Source organism: Allochromatium humboldtianum, assembly GCF_013385175.1.
Taxonomy (GTDB): Bacteria; Pseudomonadota; Gammaproteobacteria; order Chromatiales; family Chromatiaceae; genus Thermochromatium; species Thermochromatium humboldtianum.
In genome coordinates this window covers 236,694-254,664 of sequence record NZ_JABZEO010000004.1, presented here as the reverse complement: position 1 = coordinate 254,664, position 17,971 = coordinate 236,694, and the positions used below count along the sequence as shown (strand labels likewise).

Sequence of the window (17,971 nt, the reverse complement as noted above, 5' to 3'; positions counted from 1 at the left end):
GATGATTACCAGCAATCCCTTCGCCGAGCTGTCGGCGTTCATTGCGCCGGGCGTGATGCAGGCCTATGTCGTGTTGATGATCCTTCTGGTCATCGGCGGCACCCTGCTCGACGTCAAGCACAAGAAGAGCGCCCAGTATTTCTTCGAGAAAGGCAAGTCGCTCAAGAAACTGGCCAAGCGCGAAGTCGGCGGCGCCGAGAAGATGAGCATCGCCGTCAGCACCCTGGCCAACGAAGTCCTGGCCTCGGGCGAGTTCGAGAATCCCGACCGGCGCAAGTCGCACCTGCTCATGATGTATGGCTTCGTCACCTTTGTGGTGACGACCGCGATCCTGATCTTCGGCGTGGAAGGCGAGACCTCGAGCTTCGTGCCCTTGCTCTGGCACCTCGGCGCACTGATGGTCTGCATCGGCGGCTACTGGTTCTGGTTCAAGATCCGCGTCGATGTGCGCTCCGAGGGCCATCAGTGGTACGACGTGCATCTGTCGGATCTGTTCATCGTCTCGCTGCTGCTGACGACGACCCTGGCCCTGGTGTGGTCGCTGCTGGGATCCATGCTCATCTTCGCGCTCTTCATCGCCGCCGCCACCACGCTGTTCGGCACCGTCTACTGGTCGAAGCTGGCGCACATGTTCTTCAAGCCCGCCGCCGCCTTCCAGAAGAAGGTCGCCAAGGCCGACGGTTCGATGGACAAGCTGCCCGAACTGCCCGAGCTGACGGACCCCATCGTCAAGGAGCGCTATCCGGACATCCCGACCTACATGGGCGAGACCCCGCCCTACATGGGCCTGGGGATCAAGCGCGAAGCGCCGACCCATTACTGATCTCACCGCGCTGAACACAGTCGAGAGAGAAGAGGATCACGAGAATGCCAACGTTCGTCTATATGACGCGCTGCGACGGTTGCGGCCAATGCGTCGACATCTGCCCGTCGGACATCATGCACATCGACACGACCATCCGTCGTGCCTACAACATCGAACCGAACATGTGCTGGGAGTGCTACTCCTGCGTCAAGGCCTGTCCCCACAACGCGATCGACGTGCGTGGTTACGCCGACTTCGCCCCGCTGGGCCATTCGGTGCGGGTGCGTCGCGACGAGGAGAAGGGCGTCATCGCCTGGCGCATCATCTTCCGCAACGGCGAGAAGGACATGAACCTGCTCGCGCCCATCACCACCAAGCCATGGGGTCAGCACACGCCCAAGCTCAAGGACGTGCCCGCGCCGTCGAAAGAGATGCGCGACAGCCAGTTGCTGTTCAACGAGCCCAAATACATTCGTCTCGATGACGGCGGCCTGCATACGCTGGAGTCCAATGGCCTGAAAATGCAAGAAGGGGTGTGCTACTGATGGCTTACAAGACAATCATCGAGGACGGCATCGACGTTCTGGTCGTCGGCGCGGGCCTGGGCGGCACGGGCGCGGCCTTCGAGGCGCGCTACTGGGGCCAGGACAAGAAGATCGTCATCGCCGAGAAGGCCAACATCGATCGCTCCGGCGCCGTGGCCCAGGGTCTGTACGCCATCAACTGCTACATGGGCACCCGCTTCGGCGAGAACAAGCCGGAAGATCATGTGCGTTATGCGCGCATCGACCTGATGGGCATGGTGCGCGAAGACCTGCTGTTCGACATGGCGCGCCACGTCGATTCGGCGGTGCACCAGTTCGAGGAATGGGGTCTGCCGCTGATGCGCAACCCCAAGACCGGCGCCTATCAGCGTGAAGGCCGCTGGCAGATCATGATCCACGGTGAGTCCTACAAGCCGATCGTCGCCGAAGCGGCGAAGAAGTCGGCCGACAAGGTCTTCAACCGCATCTGCGTCACCCATCTGCTGATGGACGAGAGCAAGCCCAACCGGGTCGCGGGCGCGGTCGGCTTCAACGTGCGCACCGGCAACTATCATGTCTTCAAGTCCAAGACCGTGATCGTCGCCGCCGGCGGCGCCTCGAACATCTACAAGCCGCGGTCGGTGGGCGAGGGCGCGGGTCGCGTCTGGTATGCGCCCTGGTCCTCGGGCTCGGCCTATGGTCTGCTGATCGGCGCCGGCGCCAAGATGACCCAGATGGAGAACCGCATCGTCCTGGCCCGCTTCAAGGACGGTTACGGCCCGGTCGGCGCCTACTTCCTGCACCTCAAGACCTATACGCAGAACGGTCTGGGCGAAGAGTACGAGTCCAAGTGGTGGCCGCAGTTGCAGGAGATGGTCGGCAAGGAATATCTCGACCCGGAACTCTCGCACCGCACCCATCGCCCGATCCCGACCTGTCTGCGCAACCATGCGCTGATCAGCGAGGTCAACGCCGGTCGTGGGCCGATCCACATGGTCACCATGGAAGCCTTCCAGGATCCGCATCTGGAAGAGATCGGCTGGCACAACTTCCTCGGCATGACCGTCGGCCAGGCCGTGCTCTGGGCCGCCACCGACGTCGATCCGAAGAACGAGAACCCTGAGCTGACCACCTCCGAGCCTTACGTCATGGGTTCGCACGCGACCGGCTGCGGCGCCTGGTGTTCGGGTCCGGAGGATGTCTCGCCGCCCGAGTATTTCTGGGGCTACAACCGCATGACCACGGTCGAGGGTCTGTTCGGTGCCGGTGACGCGGTCGGTGGTACGCCGCACGCCTTCTCGTCCGGTTCCTTCACCGAGGGGCGTCTGGCGGCCAAGGCGGCCTGCAAGTACATCGACGACGGCAAGGCCGATGGCATCCGGGTCTCGGACGCGCAGATCGAGCGGCGTCGCCAGGAGATCTACAAGCCGATGGAGCACTACCGGGTCTATCGCAACGAGATCACCGCCGGTTCGGTCAACCCGAACTACATCAACCCGCGTCAGGGTCTGGATCGCCTGCAGAAGCTGATGGACGAGTACTGCGGCGGCGTGACCGTCAGCTACATGACCAATGACAAGCTGCTCAACATCGGTCTGAAGAAGATGAAGCTCCTGGAAGAGGATCTCGAGAAAATAGCCGCGGAGAACATCCACGAGCTGCTGCGCGCCTGGGAGCTGAAGCATCGTCAGCTCACCTCCGAGGCCGTGCTGCATCACACCCTGTTCCGCAAGGAGACCCGCTGGCCGGGCTACTACTACCGTGGCGACGCCCTGAAGGTCGACGACGAGAACTGGCATGTGCTGACGGTGTCGCGTCGCGATCCGGATACCGGCGAGTACACCATGGAAAAGGCGCCCTGTTACCATCTGGTCGATGCCTGACAGGATCGCGCTCGCCCTGAAATAAAGTCTGGGCTCTCGGCGGTGCCGGGAGCCCAGTTTTTTTCCGGGACTGAAGGCTGAAACGCCGTAGCTTGAAGACGATTTGATGGTGATATGAACATCAATGATCTGACCGACGACGAAATCATCGAGATCGCGCACCCCATGTGGGACGATCTCGTCAAGTATTCCAACAAGGGCCAGTACGGCAAGTTCATCAAGAAGTTCTCCTACAACCTGCTGCTCGGCTTGAACGAAGTCGAAATGGGCAAGCAGTTCGCGCATAGTGATCTGGCTCGCAATCTGGTCGAGGAGCGCGATTTTCTCGGACTCATCCGGCGTGGCGAGCATGTGACGGCGCTCTACCGCGTTCGCAGTACGGCGCGCGAAGGCGAGTGGCTGGGGCGCATGGTGCTCGGCTATGAGAATGGCGAAGTGCGTATCTTTGCCGCGTCGATCTTCTGATGTCCGAGGTCATGATGAAACAGATCATTCGTGACGATACATTCGTCGAGCTGAGCTATCGCGTCCTCGATCAGAAGACGGGGAATGTTCTGACGGCCGTGGAATTTCCGCTGGGCTATGTCCACGGTCACAATTCGGTGCTCGATCCGCGCGTCATGGCGGAACTGGAGGGCCGGGCGGTTGGCGAGACGATCTCGGTTCCGATCGATTGCAGCGATCTCTATGGGGCGCGGGATGAATCACTCGTCATCACGGATCTGATCGAGAACGTTCCCGAGGAATATCGCGAAGTCGGTATGCAGATCCTCATGGAGAACGAGAAGGGCGAGACCAAGACCTTTTTCGTCACTCGCATGGACGACAAAACGCTGACGATCGACGGCAATCATCCGCTGTGCGAGCGGCAGGTGATCTTCGAGCTGGAAGTGCTGAGCGTGCGCGAAGCGACGGATGCGGAGATCGCCGCCGGCGGCAAGCCGGAGCAGGGACCGGACATCGGCGGATCACCGACACGGCCGATCTGACCGGGGTTCGGACTTTACCGCGCGCTGTGAAACAGCTTCCTCATAGCGCCATAAACCTGCTCATAGGTATAGGCGTTCTCGCCCCAGTGGACGAGCGTCTCATCGTCGGTGCGAAAGGTCAGATAAGGATGCACCTCGACGCCATCGGCCTCGATCTCGGCGAGATCGTCGATGACGCCGGCGATGCTCAACGCAATGCCGGCCGTGAGGTCTTCGAGCTGGTCCGGCTCGACGCCGGCTTCCTGGAGTTTGATCTTGATTCGGGTCACGATCTCAGCCGTGAATTTGGCTTGCAGATCGTTGAAGGTCGAACTATCCAGTGTCAGTTTCATGATTCGATCGAAATCGACGTGCCGTAGGATGGGGTGAGCATAGCGAACCGCCTCAGTCGCGATCGATGCGGTTCGTTACTCACCGCATCCTACAGAGAGTCCAGAGAGTCCGTTTCCAGGCTCAGGGACGCTTGGGAGTCTGATATTTGACTTCTTTCTGGAACGAGTCCCAAATCACATCGTAACCAACGAAGCCTTTTTCATTCGGCTGTTTCTGGCGAGTCAAGACGAATCGGCTGTGGCCATCCGGAACCTGAGGACGGGTTTTTTGCTCGCTCATGTAATGTGACCTTTAACGATTGATGGACCAATGTGTCTATCGCAGAACACGGTGAGGAACTATCAGGGTGCAGTGAGGCCGTGTCAAGTCTCGAATTCGCTGCATCCCTAGCTAGCGTTCGAGTTCCTGGAGTTCGAAGGTCATCGCCTCCAGATCTGCGAAGATCCAGGTCGCCGCCGGTGCGCCGAGACCGGCCACGGTGCCTGGATTGACGAGCCAGGTCTTACCACCCTTCACATTGTCCAGACAGCGGATCTCCGGCTCGTGGCTGTGTCCGCAGCAGACCAGGTCATGCTCGCCGGCACAGGCGAACGCCTCGCCGATGTGCGGATAATGGGTCATGAAGATCCGCCGCCCGGCCAGCGTCAGATCCGCATCGTTGCCGTGATACTGGAGCTGCCCGCCCGACCCGCAGGCCAGACGCGAAATGGAGACCGGATCGCCGAGATTGTTGCCGTGGATCACATGGATCGGCAGTTCCAGCTTGAGCGAGGCCAGCAGCGTATTGGTGCCGATCAGATCGCCGCAATGCAGGACACACTCGGCCCCGCGCGTCTTTGCCTCCGCGATGGCGGTCGCCAGCATGGGACCACGGTCATGACTGTCGGAAACGATGCAGATTTTCATTAAATTTCAGCCTGTCGGGTTCGAGTCCACGGGCGGCAAAATCCGCCGGCTGACGAGATAGGCGATGACCTCATCGGCCAGTTCTTCGGGTGTGCGCTCGCCGGCCTGTAACGCGAGTTCCGGGGATTCCGGCGCCTCATAGGGATCATCGATGCCTGTGAAATGCTTGAGCTCACCGGCGCGTGCCTTCTTGTACAACCCCTTGGGATCGCGCCGTTCGCACACTTCGAGCGGCGTGTCGACGAAGACCTCGATGAAGTCGCCCTCGCGCATGCTGTTTCTGACGCGCCGACGGTCGATCCGATAGGGGCTGATGAAAGCCGTCAGGGCGATGATGCCGACCTCGCAGAAGAGCTGTGCGACCGCACCGATACGCCGGATGTTCTCTTCGCGATCGATGGCGGTGAATCCCAGTCCGAAGCGCTGAGCGAATTCCTCGCCGTGCGTCTCGCGCAGCATCCCCGTGCTGGCGTTGAGCCCATGACGCACATTGTCCCCATCGAGCACCGCCGTTTTGATGCCGCGTTCCGACAGCCTGTGGTCGAGTACATTGGCCAGCGTGCTCTTGCCCGAGCCGCTCAGGCCGGTCAACCAGATCACACAGCCGCGATGGCCGTTGAGACGCTCGCGATCCTCGCGCGAGACGCGGTGCTCGTGCCAGGTCAGATGGACATCGGTCGTCATGCGAAATTCTTCTCTTGGTGTATGAACCCGATTGCGAAGCGGTGGTCGGAGGCCAACGAACGCGCCCGGCATTCTCAAATCCGTAGCGATCCATTGTCAATCACCGGCACGACGTCTTGGCTTTAGCCGACATCACGATTGACTTCTCCAAACCATGAAATCATGATGCCCCGATCGAAGCCGGAGGTTCCGCTACAGGGTTGAGCGCGACCTGTGCTCAAGACCCGCGCTGACACCTGAGATCATGACCGATCTGTCCCACATCCTCGGCCCTGATGGCCGGCTCGCCGACCAGATCCCCGGTTTCACCCATCGTGCCCAGCAGCAGGCGATGGCCGAGCGGGTCGCCGATGTCCTCGAATCCGGCGGCGTGCTCATCTGTGAGGCCGGTACAGGCACCGGCAAGACCTTCGCCTACTTGGTTCCGGCGCTGCTCTCGGAGCGCAAGGTCGTGATCTCGACCGGGACGCGCAATCTTCAGGACCAGCTCTTCCATCGCGACCTGCCGCTCATCCGTCGCGCGCTCGGCGTACCCGTGAGCACGGCGTTGCTCAAGGGCCGGGCCAACTATCTCTGCCGCCATCGTCTGAACCTGATCCTGGCCGACAGCGCCCGACTCGACGGCGCCACGCGCGGCCAGCTCAAGCAGATCCGCGACTGGTCGAGCGTCACCCAGCGCGGCGACATCGCCGAACTGCCGATCCCCGAGGACGCGGCCATCTGGCCCGAAGTGACCTCGACCACCGACAACTGTCTCGGCCAGGACTGTCCCGAGTTCGGCGACTGCCATCTGGTCGCGGCGCGGCGCGAGGCCCAGGACGCCGATCTGGTGGTCGTCAACCATCATCTCTTCTGCGCCGATCTGGCGCTCAAGGACGAGGGTTTTGGCGAGATCCTGCCCGGCGCCGACTGCTTCATCCTCGACGAGGCCCATCAGCTCCCCGAAACCGCGACCGGCTTCTTCGGCATCAGCCTGAGCAGCCGCCAGCTCCTGGATCTGGCGCACGACACCGAACTGGAGGCCATCCGCGACGCCAGGGACGTGCTCGCGCTGCGCGATCGGGCCGCCCATCTGCGCCGGGCCACGCAGGATCTGCGTCTGGCGATGGGCGACCGTGACCGGCGCGGCCCTTGGGACGCGCTGGCGGACGACGAGACCGTGACGGGCGCGCTCCTGCGACTCGCGGAGCGTCTGGGCGATCTGATCGAGGCACTCGAGACCGTCGTCGGACGCGGCAAGGGCCTGGATGCCTGTCTGGAACGCGCCCTGGATCTGCTCCAGCGCCTGACGCGCATCACCACCGGCGAATCGTCCGATACGGTACGCTGGTTCGAGACGCTCGGACGCGGTTTCCGGCTGCACCAGACGCCGCTGGAGATCGCCGATCTCTTCCGCGAGCGCATCGGACATGCGGGCACGGCCTGGGTGCTGACCTCGGCGACCCTGGCCGTCGGCGACGGCTTCGAACACTTCGCCCGCCAGCTCGGCATCGAGCACGCCGAGACGGCGCGTTGGGACAGCCCCTTCGATTATGCCCGTCAGGCGCTCTGGTTCGTGCCGCGCGGGCTGCCGCAACCAGCCGAGCCGGACTACAATCGGCACGTCCTGGAGCTGGCGTGCGAAGTGATCGACTCCAGTCGTGGTCGCGCCTTCCTGCTCTTCACCAGTCATCGCGCGCTACGCGAGATCGCCGACGGTCTGGAGGGGCGTATCCGCTATCCGCTGCTGGTGCAGGGCACGGCGCCGCGCGCCGAACTGGTCGAGCGGTTCAGAGCGCTTGGCAACGCCGTCCTGCTCGGAACCTCCAGCTTCTGGGAGGGCGTCGACGTGCGCGGCGAGGCGCTGTCCTGCGTGCTCATCGACCGGCTGCCCTTCGCCTCACCGGGCGATCCGGTGCTGGCCGCGCGCATCGAGGCGCTGCGCAAGGCCGGCGGCAATCCGTTCCGCGACTATCAGCTTCCGCGCGCCGTGATCGCGCTCAAACAGGGGGCGGGGCGCCTGATTCGCGGCGCCGAGGATCGCGGCGTGCTGGTGGTCTGTGATCCGCGCTTGCTGTCGAAGTCCTATGGTCAGACCTTTCTCGACAGCCTGCCGCCGATGGCCCGGACACGCGAGATCGAGCAGGTCCGGTGCTTTTTCGCCTGAGATGACCGGTTTCAACCGAGATGGCTCAAATCCATGAGTTTCATAAAGAATCTGTTCGGACGTCTGCTGCATGGCAATCGGGTTCGCGTGCGGGACGAAGCGGCGACCGGCGCACTCGATGAGATCGAAGACCTCGATCTATCCGCGGAAGAGGACGTCGATACCGAAGCGGATGAAGACCCCAACGAGGGCGATGATGCGATCGACCTTGAGTCGCCGCCGATCCGCTTCGACCGCTGGTTCTATCCCTGGCTGCTCGATTTCAGCGTCTTCGCCAATCTGTCGCTGAGTCAGTCCGAGGCGCGGGTGCTCGACGCCTTCGAGCAACTGGTCACGGGTCAGAAGTCGAGTTCAACCCTGGTTCCGCGCCTGCCGATGGTGATTCCGCAGCTGATGCGCAGTCTGAAGGACGACACCATGACCGGAGCGCAGCTGGCGCGTCAGATCACCAGGGATCCGGTACTGGTCGGTGAGGTCATCCGCGTGGCCAACAGTCCTTACTATCGGCGCGCGCGCAAGATCTCGAACATCGAGCAGGCGGTCGTGCTGCTGGGGCGCGATGGGTTACACCAGCTCGTCGCGCGCGTGGCCTTCTATCCCATCTTCAATCTCAAGTCGGGGCATGTGACCAATCTGGCCGCCTCGCGCGTCTGGATGCAGTCCGAGCGGTGCGCGCTGGTCTGTCACTGTCTGGCCGAACAGCGCGGGCAGGATGTGTTCTCGGCCTATCTGGCCGGGCTGGTCGCCAACGTGGGGCTGATGGTCGGATTCCGTCTCATGGATCAGGTGCTCGACAAACAGCTCGACCCGATCCCGAATTCGGGGGCGTTCTACAGGGTCTTCATCGAGCGCTCCAGACAGCTGTCGCACCGCATCATCGACGAATGGAATTTCCCCGAGAGCGTCATCCAGGCCATCGACGAGCAGGCCAATCCGGAGCCGAGCGCGGCGCGTTCCTGGCTGGGCGCGATCCTGGACGTTGCCGATCAATATGCAAAGCTGAACCTTCTGGTCGAAAAACAGCGTCTTCCCGAAGACGAGGTGGATGCCGCTATGTTCATGTCCGAACCCTGCTATCGCCGACTCTTGATCGATGTACAGAACTGATCGCGCCAAGGCCATCCCTGGAACCTCAGATGTGAGGGGTGAGGCATGATCCTGCGGCTCATACTCGTTCTCCTGCTGCTGGCGGCGGCCCTGTGGCTGCTCCACCGGCTGCGCACGATGCCGCGCGCCTTGCTGGCACGCCGGCTGCGTCAGGCGGCGATCTGGGGTCTGGTCGCGGTGCTGGTGCTCGCGGTGCTCACCGGGCGTCTGAATCCGCTGTTCGCGCTCCTCGGCGCGGCCATTCCGGTGCTCATGCGGTTGCTCGCGTTCCTGCGTCTGGTGCCTGAGCTGCAACAGATCCTGCGCTCGCTCGGACTCGGGGTGGGAGCTGGCGCCGGTTCGGCCAATGGCGGGGCGGGGCAGGGCACACCGCCCAACTCAGGCGCCTTGAGCGAGGACGAGGCGCGCGCCATCCTCGGCGTCGATGCCAAAGCCGATGCCGAGGCCATCCGTGCCGCGCATCGGCGGCTGATGCAGCGGCTGCATCCGGATCGCGGCGGCTCGGATTATCTGGCCGCGCGCATCAATGCGGCCAAACGGCGCCTGCTGGGGGATTGACGACACATGGCCACGGCCCCCAAACCCAAGAGCGCCTATGTCTGCAACGCCTGTGGCGCGCGCTATCCGAAATGGGCCGGACAGTGCCAGGAGTGCGGCGCCTGGAACAGTCTCCAGGAGGTCGCCGAACCGCGTCGCCGTCCGGCCGAGCGCAGCGGCGGCTATGCCGGCGTCGTCGATTCCAACAGGATCGAAACCCTGGCCGAGGTCAGCCCGGAGGAACGCCGGCGCGTCGAGAGCGGTATCGGCGAGCTGGACCGGGTGCTCGGCGGCGGTCTGGTCGCCGGCTCGGTCGTCCTGATCGGCGGAGATCCGGGCATCGGCAAGTCGACTCTGCTGCTCCAGGCGTGCGCGGCGCTCGCCGCCGATCAGCCGGTGCTCTATGTCAGCGGCGAGGAATCGCCTCAGCAGATCGGTCTGCGTGCGCGCCGGCTGGGACTGTCCGGCGGCGGCATCCGACTGCTGGCCGAGACCTGTGTCGAACAGATCCTGGCCCACGCCGAGCAGGAGCGGCCACGGGTGATGGTGGTCGACTCGATCCAGACGCTCTATACCGAGACGCTGCAATCGGCGCCCGGCTCGGTGTCGCAGGTGCGCGAGTCGGCGGCGCAGCTGGTGCGCTTCGCCAAGCAGCGCGACACAGTGGTGTTCCTGGTCGGGCATGTGACCAAGGACGGCGCGCTCGCCGGACCGCGCGTGCTCGAACACATGGTCGACACCGTGCTCTATTTCGAGGGCGAGCACGGCGGCCCGTTTCGCATCGTGCGCTCGATCAAAAACCGCTTCGGCGCCGTCAACGAGCTGGGCGTGTTTTCGATGGGTGATCAGGGTCTGCGCGAGGTCAAGAATCCCTCGGCGATCTTTCTCTCGCGCCACGATCAGCCGGTCTCGGGCAGTCTGGTGATGGTCACGCGCGAAGGGACGCGCCCGCTGCTGGTCGAGGTCCAGGCGCTGGTCGACGAGAGTCCGCTGGCCAATCCGCGCCGGGTGGCGCTGGGGCTGGACCAGAACCGGCTGTCGATGCTGCTGGCGGTGCTGCACCGGCATGGCGGCATCGGCATGTTCAACCAGGACGTCTTCGTCAATGTCGTCGGCGGGGTGCGCATCGCCGAGACGGCCGCCGATCTGCCGGTGCTTCTGGCCGTGCTGTCGAGCTATCGCGACCGGCCGCTGCCGCTCGATCTGGCGGCCTTCGGCGAGATCGGACTCTCGGGCGAGGTGCGGCCCGTCCCCAATGGTCCCGACCGGCTGCGCGAAGCGGTCAAGCACGGCATCCGGCGCGCCATCGTGCCCAAGGGCAACGCGCCCAAGGAGGGCGTCGAGGGGTTGGAGATCACGGTCGTCAGAACCCTGGGCGAGGCGCTGGGGGCGGCGTTCTGAGCCGCCGTCTCCACAGGATTCGCCGATGCGTCCAGGCGGTTCAATCGGGCCGCGTCAGTCTCGATCGCTCGAACGATCCGACGAGCAGCGCCAGCCCGAGCAGCACACCGACCAGCATCGGCCCGAACGGCTGATCGAGTTCGAGTGCGGCGACGAAGGCCAGCAGATAGCCGATCACCCCGGTCAGACTGGCGCCAATGAGCGTCCAGCGCCAGCTCGGCGCCAGCCGAAAGGCGATCCAGGCTGGAACCAGCACCAGGGCGAAGGCGCCCATCAAACCCAGCGTCAGAGTGCCGACGGCCAGTCCGCCCGCCGTCAGCAGATCCAACCCCAGATGCCAGCGCCAGACCGGAAGCCGGTTGGCCGTCTCATAGCGCGGAAAGAAGCGCGCACGCAGCATGGGCTGCATGAGTCGCGGCAGAGTGCGGATGCAGAGCGCAAGCAGCAGCAGGCCGGCAACCAGCTCGGCGATCCCAGCGAAATAGAGCTGACCCTCGACCAGTGCTCGGGCCAGTTGCTCGCCGAGCGCGGTATTGGCGCCGATCAGGAGTGTGGCCGACCAACCGGCCAGAATCATGAAGCCATAGGCGATGTTGCCGCGCGCGGAGAGGAATGTCTTGAGCGCCCCGCCGCCGAGCGCCCCCAGGGTCGCCCCGATCAGTGCCGGCACACCGAGCGCCTGACCGAGCAGCGCGCCGGCCGAGGCCAGATGTGCCAGTCCCAAGGCGGCCAGCCATTCGTCGCGCAGCATCGCCAGTGCGCCCAGCACCGGCAGCAGTCCGGCGAGCAGCAGCCCGGTCAGCAACGGCAGATGGAAGAGCGGGTCGAACAGGAGATCTGTCATCGGTTCGCCCGCGCTTCGACGAGGCCCGTATCACGCGCTTCGAGCAGACGCGAACAGACGCGCTCCAGAAAGTCGTGATCATGGCTGACGATCAGCACTCCGCGCCTGTCGCGTTCCAGCGCTAGGATCTCGATCAGGGCGGCGCGATTGGCCGGATCGAGATTGTTGGTCGGCTCGTCGAGCAAGACCAGATCCGCGCCGGTCGCGAGCGCCGAACAGATCCAGAGCAGTTGGTATTGCCCCCCGCTCAGCCGATCGATGCGCCGTTTCAGCAGTGGAGCGAGTGTGTCCGGCAGCATCGTCTCCAGCACCTCGGATCGGGCGCCCGCCGCTCGCAGCAGTTCGCGTCCGGTCACGGGCATGGCCGGGAGCCGCACCGGCTGCTGATCCAGATGGGCCAGTACGGCATCTGGCTGACGCTCGATACAGCCCGAAAAGACACGCGCCGATCGACCGATGGCCTTGAGCAGCGTCGACTTGCCGGTGCCGTTCGGTCCCCAGAGTCCGAGCACCTCGCCGCGCGTGAGCTGTAGCGAGACCGGTCCGATCACAGGTCGCGTATGGCCCGCGACCAGGGCATCGAGCCGTAACAGTGGTTGGGGATCGAACACGCGCACCGGACTCAGGGACGTGCCGCCGCGATGGCGTCGACCCAGCGCTCGATATGATGCAGATAGCCCGCGCCATCGGCTTCCAGCGGCGGCGCCAGCGGCAGACGCACCACAGACCAGCCGAGATCACGCGCCAGCTTCGTCGGAGCCTGGGGCGACTGATAGGGCGTATGGATCACCACACCCACGCGCCCCTTGAGCTTGGTCGTCAGTTCGAGCAGATCCTGTCCGCTCGGCTGCACGCCCGGCGTCGACTCGATGGTTCCGAGCAACGGCACGTCGAAACGGTCGAGCAGATAGATCGCGTCGCGATGATAGAGCAGCACGCCCGGCGCCCCGGCCAGCCGTGCGCGCCAGTCGGCGACACGCTGCTCGACCGCCTGGGCGAAAACGTCGGCGCCGTTTCGATAGATCTCGGCCCCCGCCGGATCGAGCTGCGCCAGCCGCTCGGCCAGGGCGGCGGCAATGCGCGCCATGCGCACTGGGTCCAGATCGACATGCGGATTGCCGACCGGATGCACGTCGCCGAGCGCGCGGTCGGCCGGCCCGCCGACATCGAGCAGTTCGACCTGGGCGGCGGCCTCGAAATAGCCGTCGCGGCCCGGCTGGATCGCCGGATTGGCCGCGCCGGCGATGGCCGCCGGCAGCCAGCCGATCTCCAGCTCCGCGCCGATGGCCACCACCAGATCCGCGTCCCGCAGCGCGCGCATCATGCTCGGCTTGGCCTGGAGCTGGTGAAGGTCGCGCTCGGGACCGGCGAGGATGGTCGGCTCCAGACGCTCGCCGGCGACGGCACGCACCAGCGCACCCAGGCTCGGATTGGTCGCGACCACGTCGAGCGGCGCGGCGGCTGCGTTCCCCATCAGGTACAGGCCGACGAAGACGGTCAGAAAACGGAATGACATGATTGATGCTCCAGTCTTCGCGGTCTAGAACGCATGGGCGCCGTGGCTGCCCAGGCTCATCAGGAATTGCAGATAAAAGGCGTCGAATCGCTCGCGCTCGTTCGCGGCCATCAGGATGTCGTTGCGTGCATACTGGGCGCGTAGCTGTGAGAACTCAGACAGCTTCCAGGTCAGGTTCAGACTCCAGCGATCCGAGGAGCCATAGTCGAGATGCGCGTCTCCACTGACCTCGTTGGTCAGGCCAAGCACGTCATAGCGTACCCCGGCCGTCCAGCGCGGCGCGAAGCCATAGATCGCCTGGGCATAGAAGCCATCGGTGGTGAAGGTGCGCCGCGAACCGATGATCTCGGGATGCGGGCTGGATTGGATGTCGAGATCCTTGCTCGAGCGCAGATACTCGGTCTGGAACTTGAAATCACCCTGACCGTGCGGACCTGAACCGTCGTATTTGTAGACCAGATCCACGCCCCAGAGATCGGCCTCGCCCGCCAGGGCGTTCTCGTGGACCGCATCCTCGCCGTCATGGCTATGCGCGTGGACTTCCTGATGCTGGGTGTTGCGCGCATAGGAGACGCCGACTTGCAGTGCATGATCCAGCCCCAGATCCGGCGCAACCTTGGCAAAGAGCGTCCAGAGTCGCGGGCCGTCCTCGGTCGCGTCCAGTCCCAGCCGTTCCTGATCCTCCGCGCCGAGTGTCGCGCCGAACAGTTCCTGATCGCCCTGGAGCGCCTCGAACCCGAGCAGGGTATAGACCGGCAGCTCCGGCAACCAGGTGAGCTGGACGCCCGTGTCCTGGAGACCGTGATCGCCGAGCAGGTTCAGATAGGCCAGGTTCTGATCGACGAAGTCCCAGGCATGCGGATGCTGCTTGTTGGCGTAGCCGAAGTCGCTCAGGAACTTACCAGCCTTGACGCGCAGGCCGTGAGGCAGGCTACGTGTCTGCAACCAGGCTTCTTCCAGATGGACATCGCCCTCGTCCATGACGGCGAGATAGGCGGCGGCATCGAAATAGGGATCGACCGTGGCGGTGAAGGACAGCTCGGCCTCGCTGAAGTTGAAGCCGTTGTTCAGTTCGCCGTGACTGTGCCCATGTCCCGAATCGTGCGCGTGATCGTGATCATGGGCCAGACCGCCCGAGGGTTGCAGTGCCTGACCGATCAGTGCGGCGCCTGAGCCGTCGATACCGTCGTTGTAATAGTTGCCGTTGAGGATCACCGAGATCTGCGGATTGAAGGCCATGCCCGAGCTGAGCGCACCCCGGAAGTCGGGGAGGCGGGGCGCGGCGGCCGGTTCGATTCCTGCGGCCGGCGCCGAGGCCGCCACGGATGGCGCACGCATCGGCTGGGAGATCGCCGGATCGGGTGCGGCTGGAGCGACGGATGCCGATGTACGTTCCGACTGACGCTCGGCCCGCGCGAGCCGATCCTCCAGATCCTGGATACGGCGCTCGTACTGGCGGCGCATCTGTTCGAGCATGGATCTGAGTTCGGCGATTTCGGCCTCGTCGGCAGCCTGCACGGCGGCGGCCGGTGCGGTCAGGGCTGTGGCCAGACCAGCGGCCAGGATCGATGGGCGCATGAATGGGACTCCTGCCTGGATGGATGTCGGTCGAATTGGCGAGCGCGAATGTTATGAAATAACATTTCGCAGAACAACCGGACATCGCCCCCTCTTGGCTGAAGACGCACACCTTCTTGAGCAACACCGCCGCTCATCAGAGCGTCCGAGCCGATAGACTGTCCACTTCGGTCGAATCCGACCTCAGCCGCCACTCATTCGCGCACCGGGAGACCCGTAATGCCGCACTCCAGACCGATCCGGCTGCTGCCGGTCCTGACACTCACCCTGGGTCTCGTGCTCACCGCCTGTGGCGACGATCCGGACGCGGATGCTGAACGCCGCGCAGATGCGCACGGCCGCGTGTCGGACTCGCCCCTGGTCGCGCGCGAAGGCTTCGAAGAGCTGGACTGGGATGCGCTGTTACCGCCCGACTGGCAGCCGGAAGCGCTGCTGGAGGAACTCGAGGTCGAGAACATCCCTGACGAGGATCCGCGCGCGGTCGCGATCATGGAGCAGATCACGGAACTCTGGAACGCTGCGCCGACGGTGCCACGGCTGGCCGGGCGGCGGATCAGTCTCACCGGCTTTCTGGTGCCGCTCGGTTTCGAGACCGATGTTCTCAGCGAATTCCTGCTGATTCCCTATTACGGCGGCTGCATTCATGTCCCGCCGCCGCCGGCCAACCAGACCATCCGTGTCGTCATGCCCGAGGGCAAGCCGCATCGCGCCGGTGTCTTCGATGTCGTGCGCGTCAGCGGAACCCTGCTGATCGAGCCCTTTCGTCACGAGATCGCCGTGGCGGCCTACCGGATCGATGCCGAGTATGTCGAGCACGACCAGATAGCCGGCTTGGAGCCGTCGCGCCCCGTCGAATAATGGAATGGTCCGTCCCGCTCCCAGACGTCCAGCGCGCAGAATTCCCGTATCGGGTGCGGTACGGGACGCACCGCATACCTTCGAGTTCCTCGACCTGCATGATCAGATCACGCCGGCTCCCTGTCATCGATCCGCCCGCGGCAACTTGAGTCCGACCTGGACGACGCGATCCTCGTCGACGGCGCGCACCACCAGTTCCACCGCGCCGAGCTGGAGCCGGTCGCCGACCACGGGATGCGCATTGAGTTCGCGCCGGATCAGGGCATCGAGCGTGAGCTGTCCATCCTCACTCGGAACCTTCAGACCATAGAAGGCGCAGAGATCGGCCAGCCGGGCCTCGCCGGCGAGCACGAACTCGCCGAAAAAGGCACGCTCCGACAGACGCTCGGTCTCTGGCACGGCGACGAAGAGCCGGTCCAGCTCGGCCAGATCGCCCGGATCGGCCAGCAGATAGACATGATCGCCCGCGTGCGCCGTCACCGGGCCGCACTGATCGAGCAGCCGCCCATCGCGCAGCACGGCGACCAGACGCGACCCCGGCGGAAGACGTGTCTGAGCCACCGAGGTCTCGACGACGATCGGGGCGTTCTCCGCCAGGCGGTAGCCGACGAACTCCAGTTCCTGCTGACCCGGAATGTCGAGTTCCACCCGCTGCACCAGATGGGTGCTGGGCGGAACCTCCAGATCCAGCCGGCGCGCCAGCGCGATCACCGTCCAGCCCTGGATCAGCAGCGAGACCAGGACCACGAAGAAGACGATATTGAAGATCATCGGGGCCAGGGTCAGCCCGGCGAGCAATGGGAAGAGCGCCAGGATGATGGGCACCGCCCCGCGCAGCCCGACCCAGCCGATGAAGATCTGTTCGCGCCAGGAGAAACGGAAAGGCAGCAGGCACAGCCAGACGGCCAGCGGACGCGCCGCCAGGATCAGCACCAGAGCGAACAGCAGGGCATCGGGCGCCACCGGCAGCAGATCCGAGGGCGTGACCAGCAGCCCCAGTATCAGGAACATGCCGATCTGGGCCAGCCGCGCCAGACCGTCATGGAAACGCTTGATCTCCAGACGCGCTTCGAGCGGTCGATTGCCGATCACGATGCCGGCCAGATAGATGGCCAGAAAGCCACTGCCGTTCAGCGTGGCCGTGACCCCGAACAGACAGAGTCCGCCAGCCATGATCGCCAGCGGATAGAGTCCGGCCGACATCTTCAGTCGGTTGACGAGCCACACCAGGACGAAGCCGCCCGCCAGCCCGAACAGGGCGCCGAGCCCCATCTGACGCACGAACTCGGTCAGGAGCACCAGCCCGATGTTGCCCTGAGCATTCAGCAACAGCTCGATCAGGGCGATGGTCAGGAAGATCGCCATCGGATCATTGCTGCCCGATTCGATCTCCAGGGTTGCACCGACGCGCTGCTTGAGTTCGATGCCGTTGGAGCGCAGCAGCGAGAACACCGCCGCCGCGTCGGTCGAGCCGACGATGGCGCCGAGCAGCAACCCTTCCAGCCAGTCCAGATCCAGCCACCAGACCGCGAACAGTCCGGTGATGGCGGTGGTGATGAGCACGCCGAGCGTGGCCAGTCCGAGCGCCGGGCGCAGACCGACGCGAAAGTCCTTGTAGCAGGTGGCCAGACCGCCGTCGAACAGGATGACGGCCAGCGCCAGATTGCCGAGCAGATGCGCGAGCTGGACGTCGTCGAAGGCGATGCCGCCCGGACCGTCCTCGCCGAACAGCATCCCCATCACCAGGAACACCAGCAACAGCGGCGCCCCGACGCGCGCTGTCACCACGCTCGCCAGCACGCTGACGAAGACGACCGCCGAGCCGAGCAGGATGATGTGGTTGGTCAGTTCCATGGCGGG

19 protein-coding genes are annotated in these 17,971 nt (G+C 64.4%); 10 read left to right on the top strand and 9 right to left on the bottom strand.

Annotated features, from left to right (window positions below; genetic code table 11):
- Window position 1 precedes the first annotated feature (1 nt).
- From HW932_RS07990 to HW932_RS07970, 5 genes are all read left to right on the top strand, one after another.
- On the top strand, window positions 2-823 hold the full coding sequence (locus HW932_RS07990; protein ID WP_176975962.1) for an adenylyl-sulfate reductase: 822 nt from the start codon (window positions 2-4) through the stop codon (window positions 821-823).
- Between the two features lie 44 nt (window positions 824-867).
- A complete protein-coding gene (aprB, locus tag HW932_RS07985; protein WP_176975961.1) occupies window positions 868-1,350 on the top strand; it encodes an adenylyl-sulfate reductase subunit beta in 483 nt (160 codons plus the stop codon).
- On the top strand, window positions 1,350-3,212 hold the full coding sequence (aprA, locus tag HW932_RS07980) for an adenylyl-sulfate reductase subunit alpha (protein ID WP_176975960.1): 1,863 nt from the start codon (window positions 1,350-1,352) through the stop codon (window positions 3,210-3,212). Before aprB ends, aprA begins: the two co-directional genes overlap by 1 nt.
- Window positions 3,213-3,326: 114 nt before the next feature.
- Window positions 3,327-3,677, top strand: a complete 351-nt coding sequence (locus HW932_RS07975) for a hypothetical protein (RefSeq protein WP_176975959.1) — start codon at window positions 3,327-3,329, stop codon at window positions 3,675-3,677.
- Window positions 3,678-3,691: 14 nt separating this feature from the next.
- Window positions 3,692-4,201 (top strand): FKBP-type peptidyl-prolyl cis-trans isomerase, encoded by a 510-nt coding sequence (locus tag HW932_RS07970; protein ID WP_176975958.1) that lies wholly within the window; start codon window positions 3,692-3,694, stop codon window positions 4,199-4,201.
- A gap of 14 nt (window positions 4,202-4,215) precedes the next feature.
- On the opposite strand, the gene HW932_RS07965 is transcribed toward HW932_RS07970, so the two are convergent.
- The 4 genes from HW932_RS07965 to cysC all read right to left on the bottom strand — a co-directional run bounded on the left by HW932_RS07965 (window position 4,216) and on the right by cysC (window position 6,124).
- The gene (locus HW932_RS07965; protein ID WP_176975957.1) at window positions 4,216-4,533 is read right to left on the bottom strand and encodes a hypothetical protein; all 318 of its coding nucleotides are present in this window, start codon (window positions 4,531-4,533) and stop codon (window positions 4,216-4,218) included.
- Between the two features lie 121 nt (window positions 4,534-4,654).
- Window positions 4,655-4,813 carry a hypothetical protein gene (locus tag HW932_RS07960; RefSeq protein WP_176975956.1) on the bottom strand — a complete coding sequence of 53 codons (159 nt, stop codon included), beginning with the start codon at window positions 4,811-4,813 and terminating at the stop codon, window positions 4,655-4,657.
- Between the two features lie 111 nt (window positions 4,814-4,924).
- Complete coding sequence (locus HW932_RS07955; RefSeq protein ID WP_176975955.1) at window positions 4,925-5,440, bottom strand: metallophosphoesterase family protein; 516 nt, start codon at window positions 5,438-5,440, stop codon at window positions 4,925-4,927.
- 6 nt (window positions 5,441-5,446) lie between these two features.
- Window positions 5,447-6,124 (bottom strand): adenylyl-sulfate kinase, encoded by a 678-nt coding sequence (gene cysC, locus HW932_RS07950; RefSeq protein WP_176975954.1) that lies wholly within the window; start codon window positions 6,122-6,124, stop codon window positions 5,447-5,449.
- Window positions 6,125-6,368: 244 nt separating this feature from the next.
- On the opposite strand from cysC, the gene yoaA reads away from it, so the two are divergent.
- From yoaA to radA, 4 genes are read left to right on the top strand one after another with little or no spacing between them, the layout of a single operon-like run.
- Complete coding sequence (gene yoaA / locus HW932_RS07945) at window positions 6,369-8,270, top strand: DNA repair helicase YoaA (protein WP_176975953.1); 1,902 nt, start codon at window positions 6,369-6,371, stop codon at window positions 8,268-8,270.
- Between the two features lie 33 nt (window positions 8,271-8,303).
- Window positions 8,304-9,377, top strand: coding sequence for an HDOD domain-containing protein (locus HW932_RS07940; RefSeq protein WP_176975952.1), 1,074 nt, complete (start codon window positions 8,304-8,306; stop codon window positions 9,375-9,377).
- A gap of 45 nt (window positions 9,378-9,422) precedes the next feature.
- Window positions 9,423-9,935: a J domain-containing protein gene (locus tag HW932_RS07935; protein ID WP_176975951.1), complete on the top strand. Its 513-nt coding sequence runs from the start codon at window positions 9,423-9,425 to the stop codon at window positions 9,933-9,935.
- 6 nt (window positions 9,936-9,941) lie between these two features.
- Complete coding sequence (radA, locus tag HW932_RS07930) at window positions 9,942-11,315, top strand: DNA repair protein RadA (RefSeq protein ID WP_176975950.1); 1,374 nt, start codon at window positions 9,942-9,944, stop codon at window positions 11,313-11,315.
- 40 nt (window positions 11,316-11,355) lie between these two features.
- Here the strand turns inward: radA and HW932_RS07925 are convergent, their stop codons facing one another.
- From HW932_RS07925 to HW932_RS07910, 4 genes are read right to left on the bottom strand one after another with little or no spacing between them, the layout of a single operon-like run.
- Complete coding sequence (locus HW932_RS07925; RefSeq protein WP_176975949.1) at window positions 11,356-12,159, bottom strand: metal ABC transporter permease; 804 nt, start codon at window positions 12,157-12,159, stop codon at window positions 11,356-11,358.
- Entirely contained in the window at window positions 12,156-12,770 is a 615-nt protein-coding gene (locus HW932_RS07920) for an ATP-binding cassette domain-containing protein (RefSeq protein WP_343046996.1), read from the bottom strand. The genes HW932_RS07925 and HW932_RS07920 overlap by 4 nt, the downstream gene beginning before the upstream one ends.
- A gap of 11 nt (window positions 12,771-12,781) precedes the next feature.
- Window positions 12,782-13,675: a metal ABC transporter substrate-binding protein gene (locus HW932_RS07915; protein ID WP_176975947.1), complete on the bottom strand. Its 894-nt coding sequence runs from the start codon at window positions 13,673-13,675 to the stop codon at window positions 12,782-12,784.
- A gap of 24 nt (window positions 13,676-13,699) precedes the next feature.
- On the bottom strand, window positions 13,700-15,253 hold the full coding sequence (locus HW932_RS07910; RefSeq protein WP_176975946.1) for a TonB-dependent receptor domain-containing protein: 1,554 nt from the start codon (window positions 15,251-15,253) through the stop codon (window positions 13,700-13,702).
- A gap of 219 nt (window positions 15,254-15,472) precedes the next feature.
- Here HW932_RS07910 and HW932_RS07905 point away from each other — a divergent pair, with 219 nt between their 5' ends.
- Window positions 15,473-16,111 carry a DUF3299 domain-containing protein gene (locus tag HW932_RS07905; protein ID WP_176975945.1) on the top strand — a complete coding sequence of 213 codons (639 nt, stop codon included), beginning with the start codon at window positions 15,473-15,475 and terminating at the stop codon, window positions 16,109-16,111.
- 123 nt (window positions 16,112-16,234) lie between these two features.
- On the opposite strand, the gene HW932_RS07900 is transcribed toward HW932_RS07905, so the two are convergent.
- The gene (locus HW932_RS07900) at window positions 16,235-17,965 is read right to left on the bottom strand and encodes a potassium/proton antiporter (RefSeq protein WP_176975944.1); all 1,731 of its coding nucleotides are present in this window, start codon (window positions 17,963-17,965) and stop codon (window positions 16,235-16,237) included.
- Between the last annotated feature and the right edge of the window lie 6 nt (window positions 17,966-17,971).

Bases quoted from the DNA above. Each gene is read 5' to 3' on its own strand.
- HW932_RS07905 (WP_176975945.1), top strand. From the start codon at position 15,473: ATGCCGCACTCCAGACCGATCCGGCTGCTGCCGGTCCTGACACTCACC.
- HW932_RS07935 (WP_176975951.1), top strand. From the start codon at position 9,423: ATGATCCTGCGGCTCATACTCGTTCTCCTGCTGCTGGCGGCGGCCCTG.
- aprA (WP_176975960.1), top strand. From the start codon at position 1,350: ATGGCTTACAAGACAATCATCGAGGACGGCATCGACGTTCTGGTCGTC.
- aprB (WP_176975961.1), top strand. From the start codon at position 868: ATGCCAACGTTCGTCTATATGACGCGCTGCGACGGTTGCGGCCAATGC.
- HW932_RS07955 (WP_176975955.1), bottom strand. From the start codon at position 5,440: ATGAAAATCTGCATCGTTTCCGACAGTCATGACCGTGGTCCCATGCTG.
- yoaA (WP_176975953.1), top strand. From the start codon at position 6,369: ATGACCGATCTGTCCCACATCCTCGGCCCTGATGGCCGGCTCGCCGAC.
- HW932_RS07900 (WP_176975944.1), bottom strand. From the start codon at position 17,965: ATGGAACTGACCAACCACATCATCCTGCTCGGCTCGGCGGTCGTCTTC.
- HW932_RS07970 (WP_176975958.1), top strand. From the start codon at position 3,692: ATGAAACAGATCATTCGTGACGATACATTCGTCGAGCTGAGCTATCGC.
- radA (WP_176975950.1), top strand. From the start codon at position 9,942: ATGGCCACGGCCCCCAAACCCAAGAGCGCCTATGTCTGCAACGCCTGT.
- HW932_RS07960 (WP_176975956.1), bottom strand. From the start codon at position 4,813: ATGAGCGAGCAAAAAACCCGTCCTCAGGTTCCGGATGGCCACAGCCGA.
- HW932_RS07915 (WP_176975947.1), bottom strand. From the start codon at position 13,675: ATGTCATTCCGTTTTCTGACCGTCTTCGTCGGCCTGTACCTGATGGGG.
- HW932_RS07965 (WP_176975957.1), bottom strand. From the start codon at position 4,533: ATGAAACTGACACTGGATAGTTCGACCTTCAACGATCTGCAAGCCAAA.
- HW932_RS07990 (WP_176975962.1), top strand. From the start codon at position 2: ATGATTACCAGCAATCCCTTCGCCGAGCTGTCGGCGTTCATTGCGCCG.
- HW932_RS07940 (WP_176975952.1), top strand. From the start codon at position 8,304: ATGAGTTTCATAAAGAATCTGTTCGGACGTCTGCTGCATGGCAATCGG.
- cysC (WP_176975954.1), bottom strand. From the start codon at position 6,124: ATGACGACCGATGTCCATCTGACCTGGCACGAGCACCGCGTCTCGCGC.
- HW932_RS07910 (WP_176975946.1), bottom strand. From the start codon at position 15,253: ATGCGCCCATCGATCCTGGCCGCTGGTCTGGCCACAGCCCTGACCGCA.
- HW932_RS07925 (WP_176975949.1), bottom strand. From the start codon at position 12,159: ATGACAGATCTCCTGTTCGACCCGCTCTTCCATCTGCCGTTGCTGACC.
- HW932_RS07975 (WP_176975959.1), top strand. From the start codon at position 3,327: ATGAACATCAATGATCTGACCGACGACGAAATCATCGAGATCGCGCAC.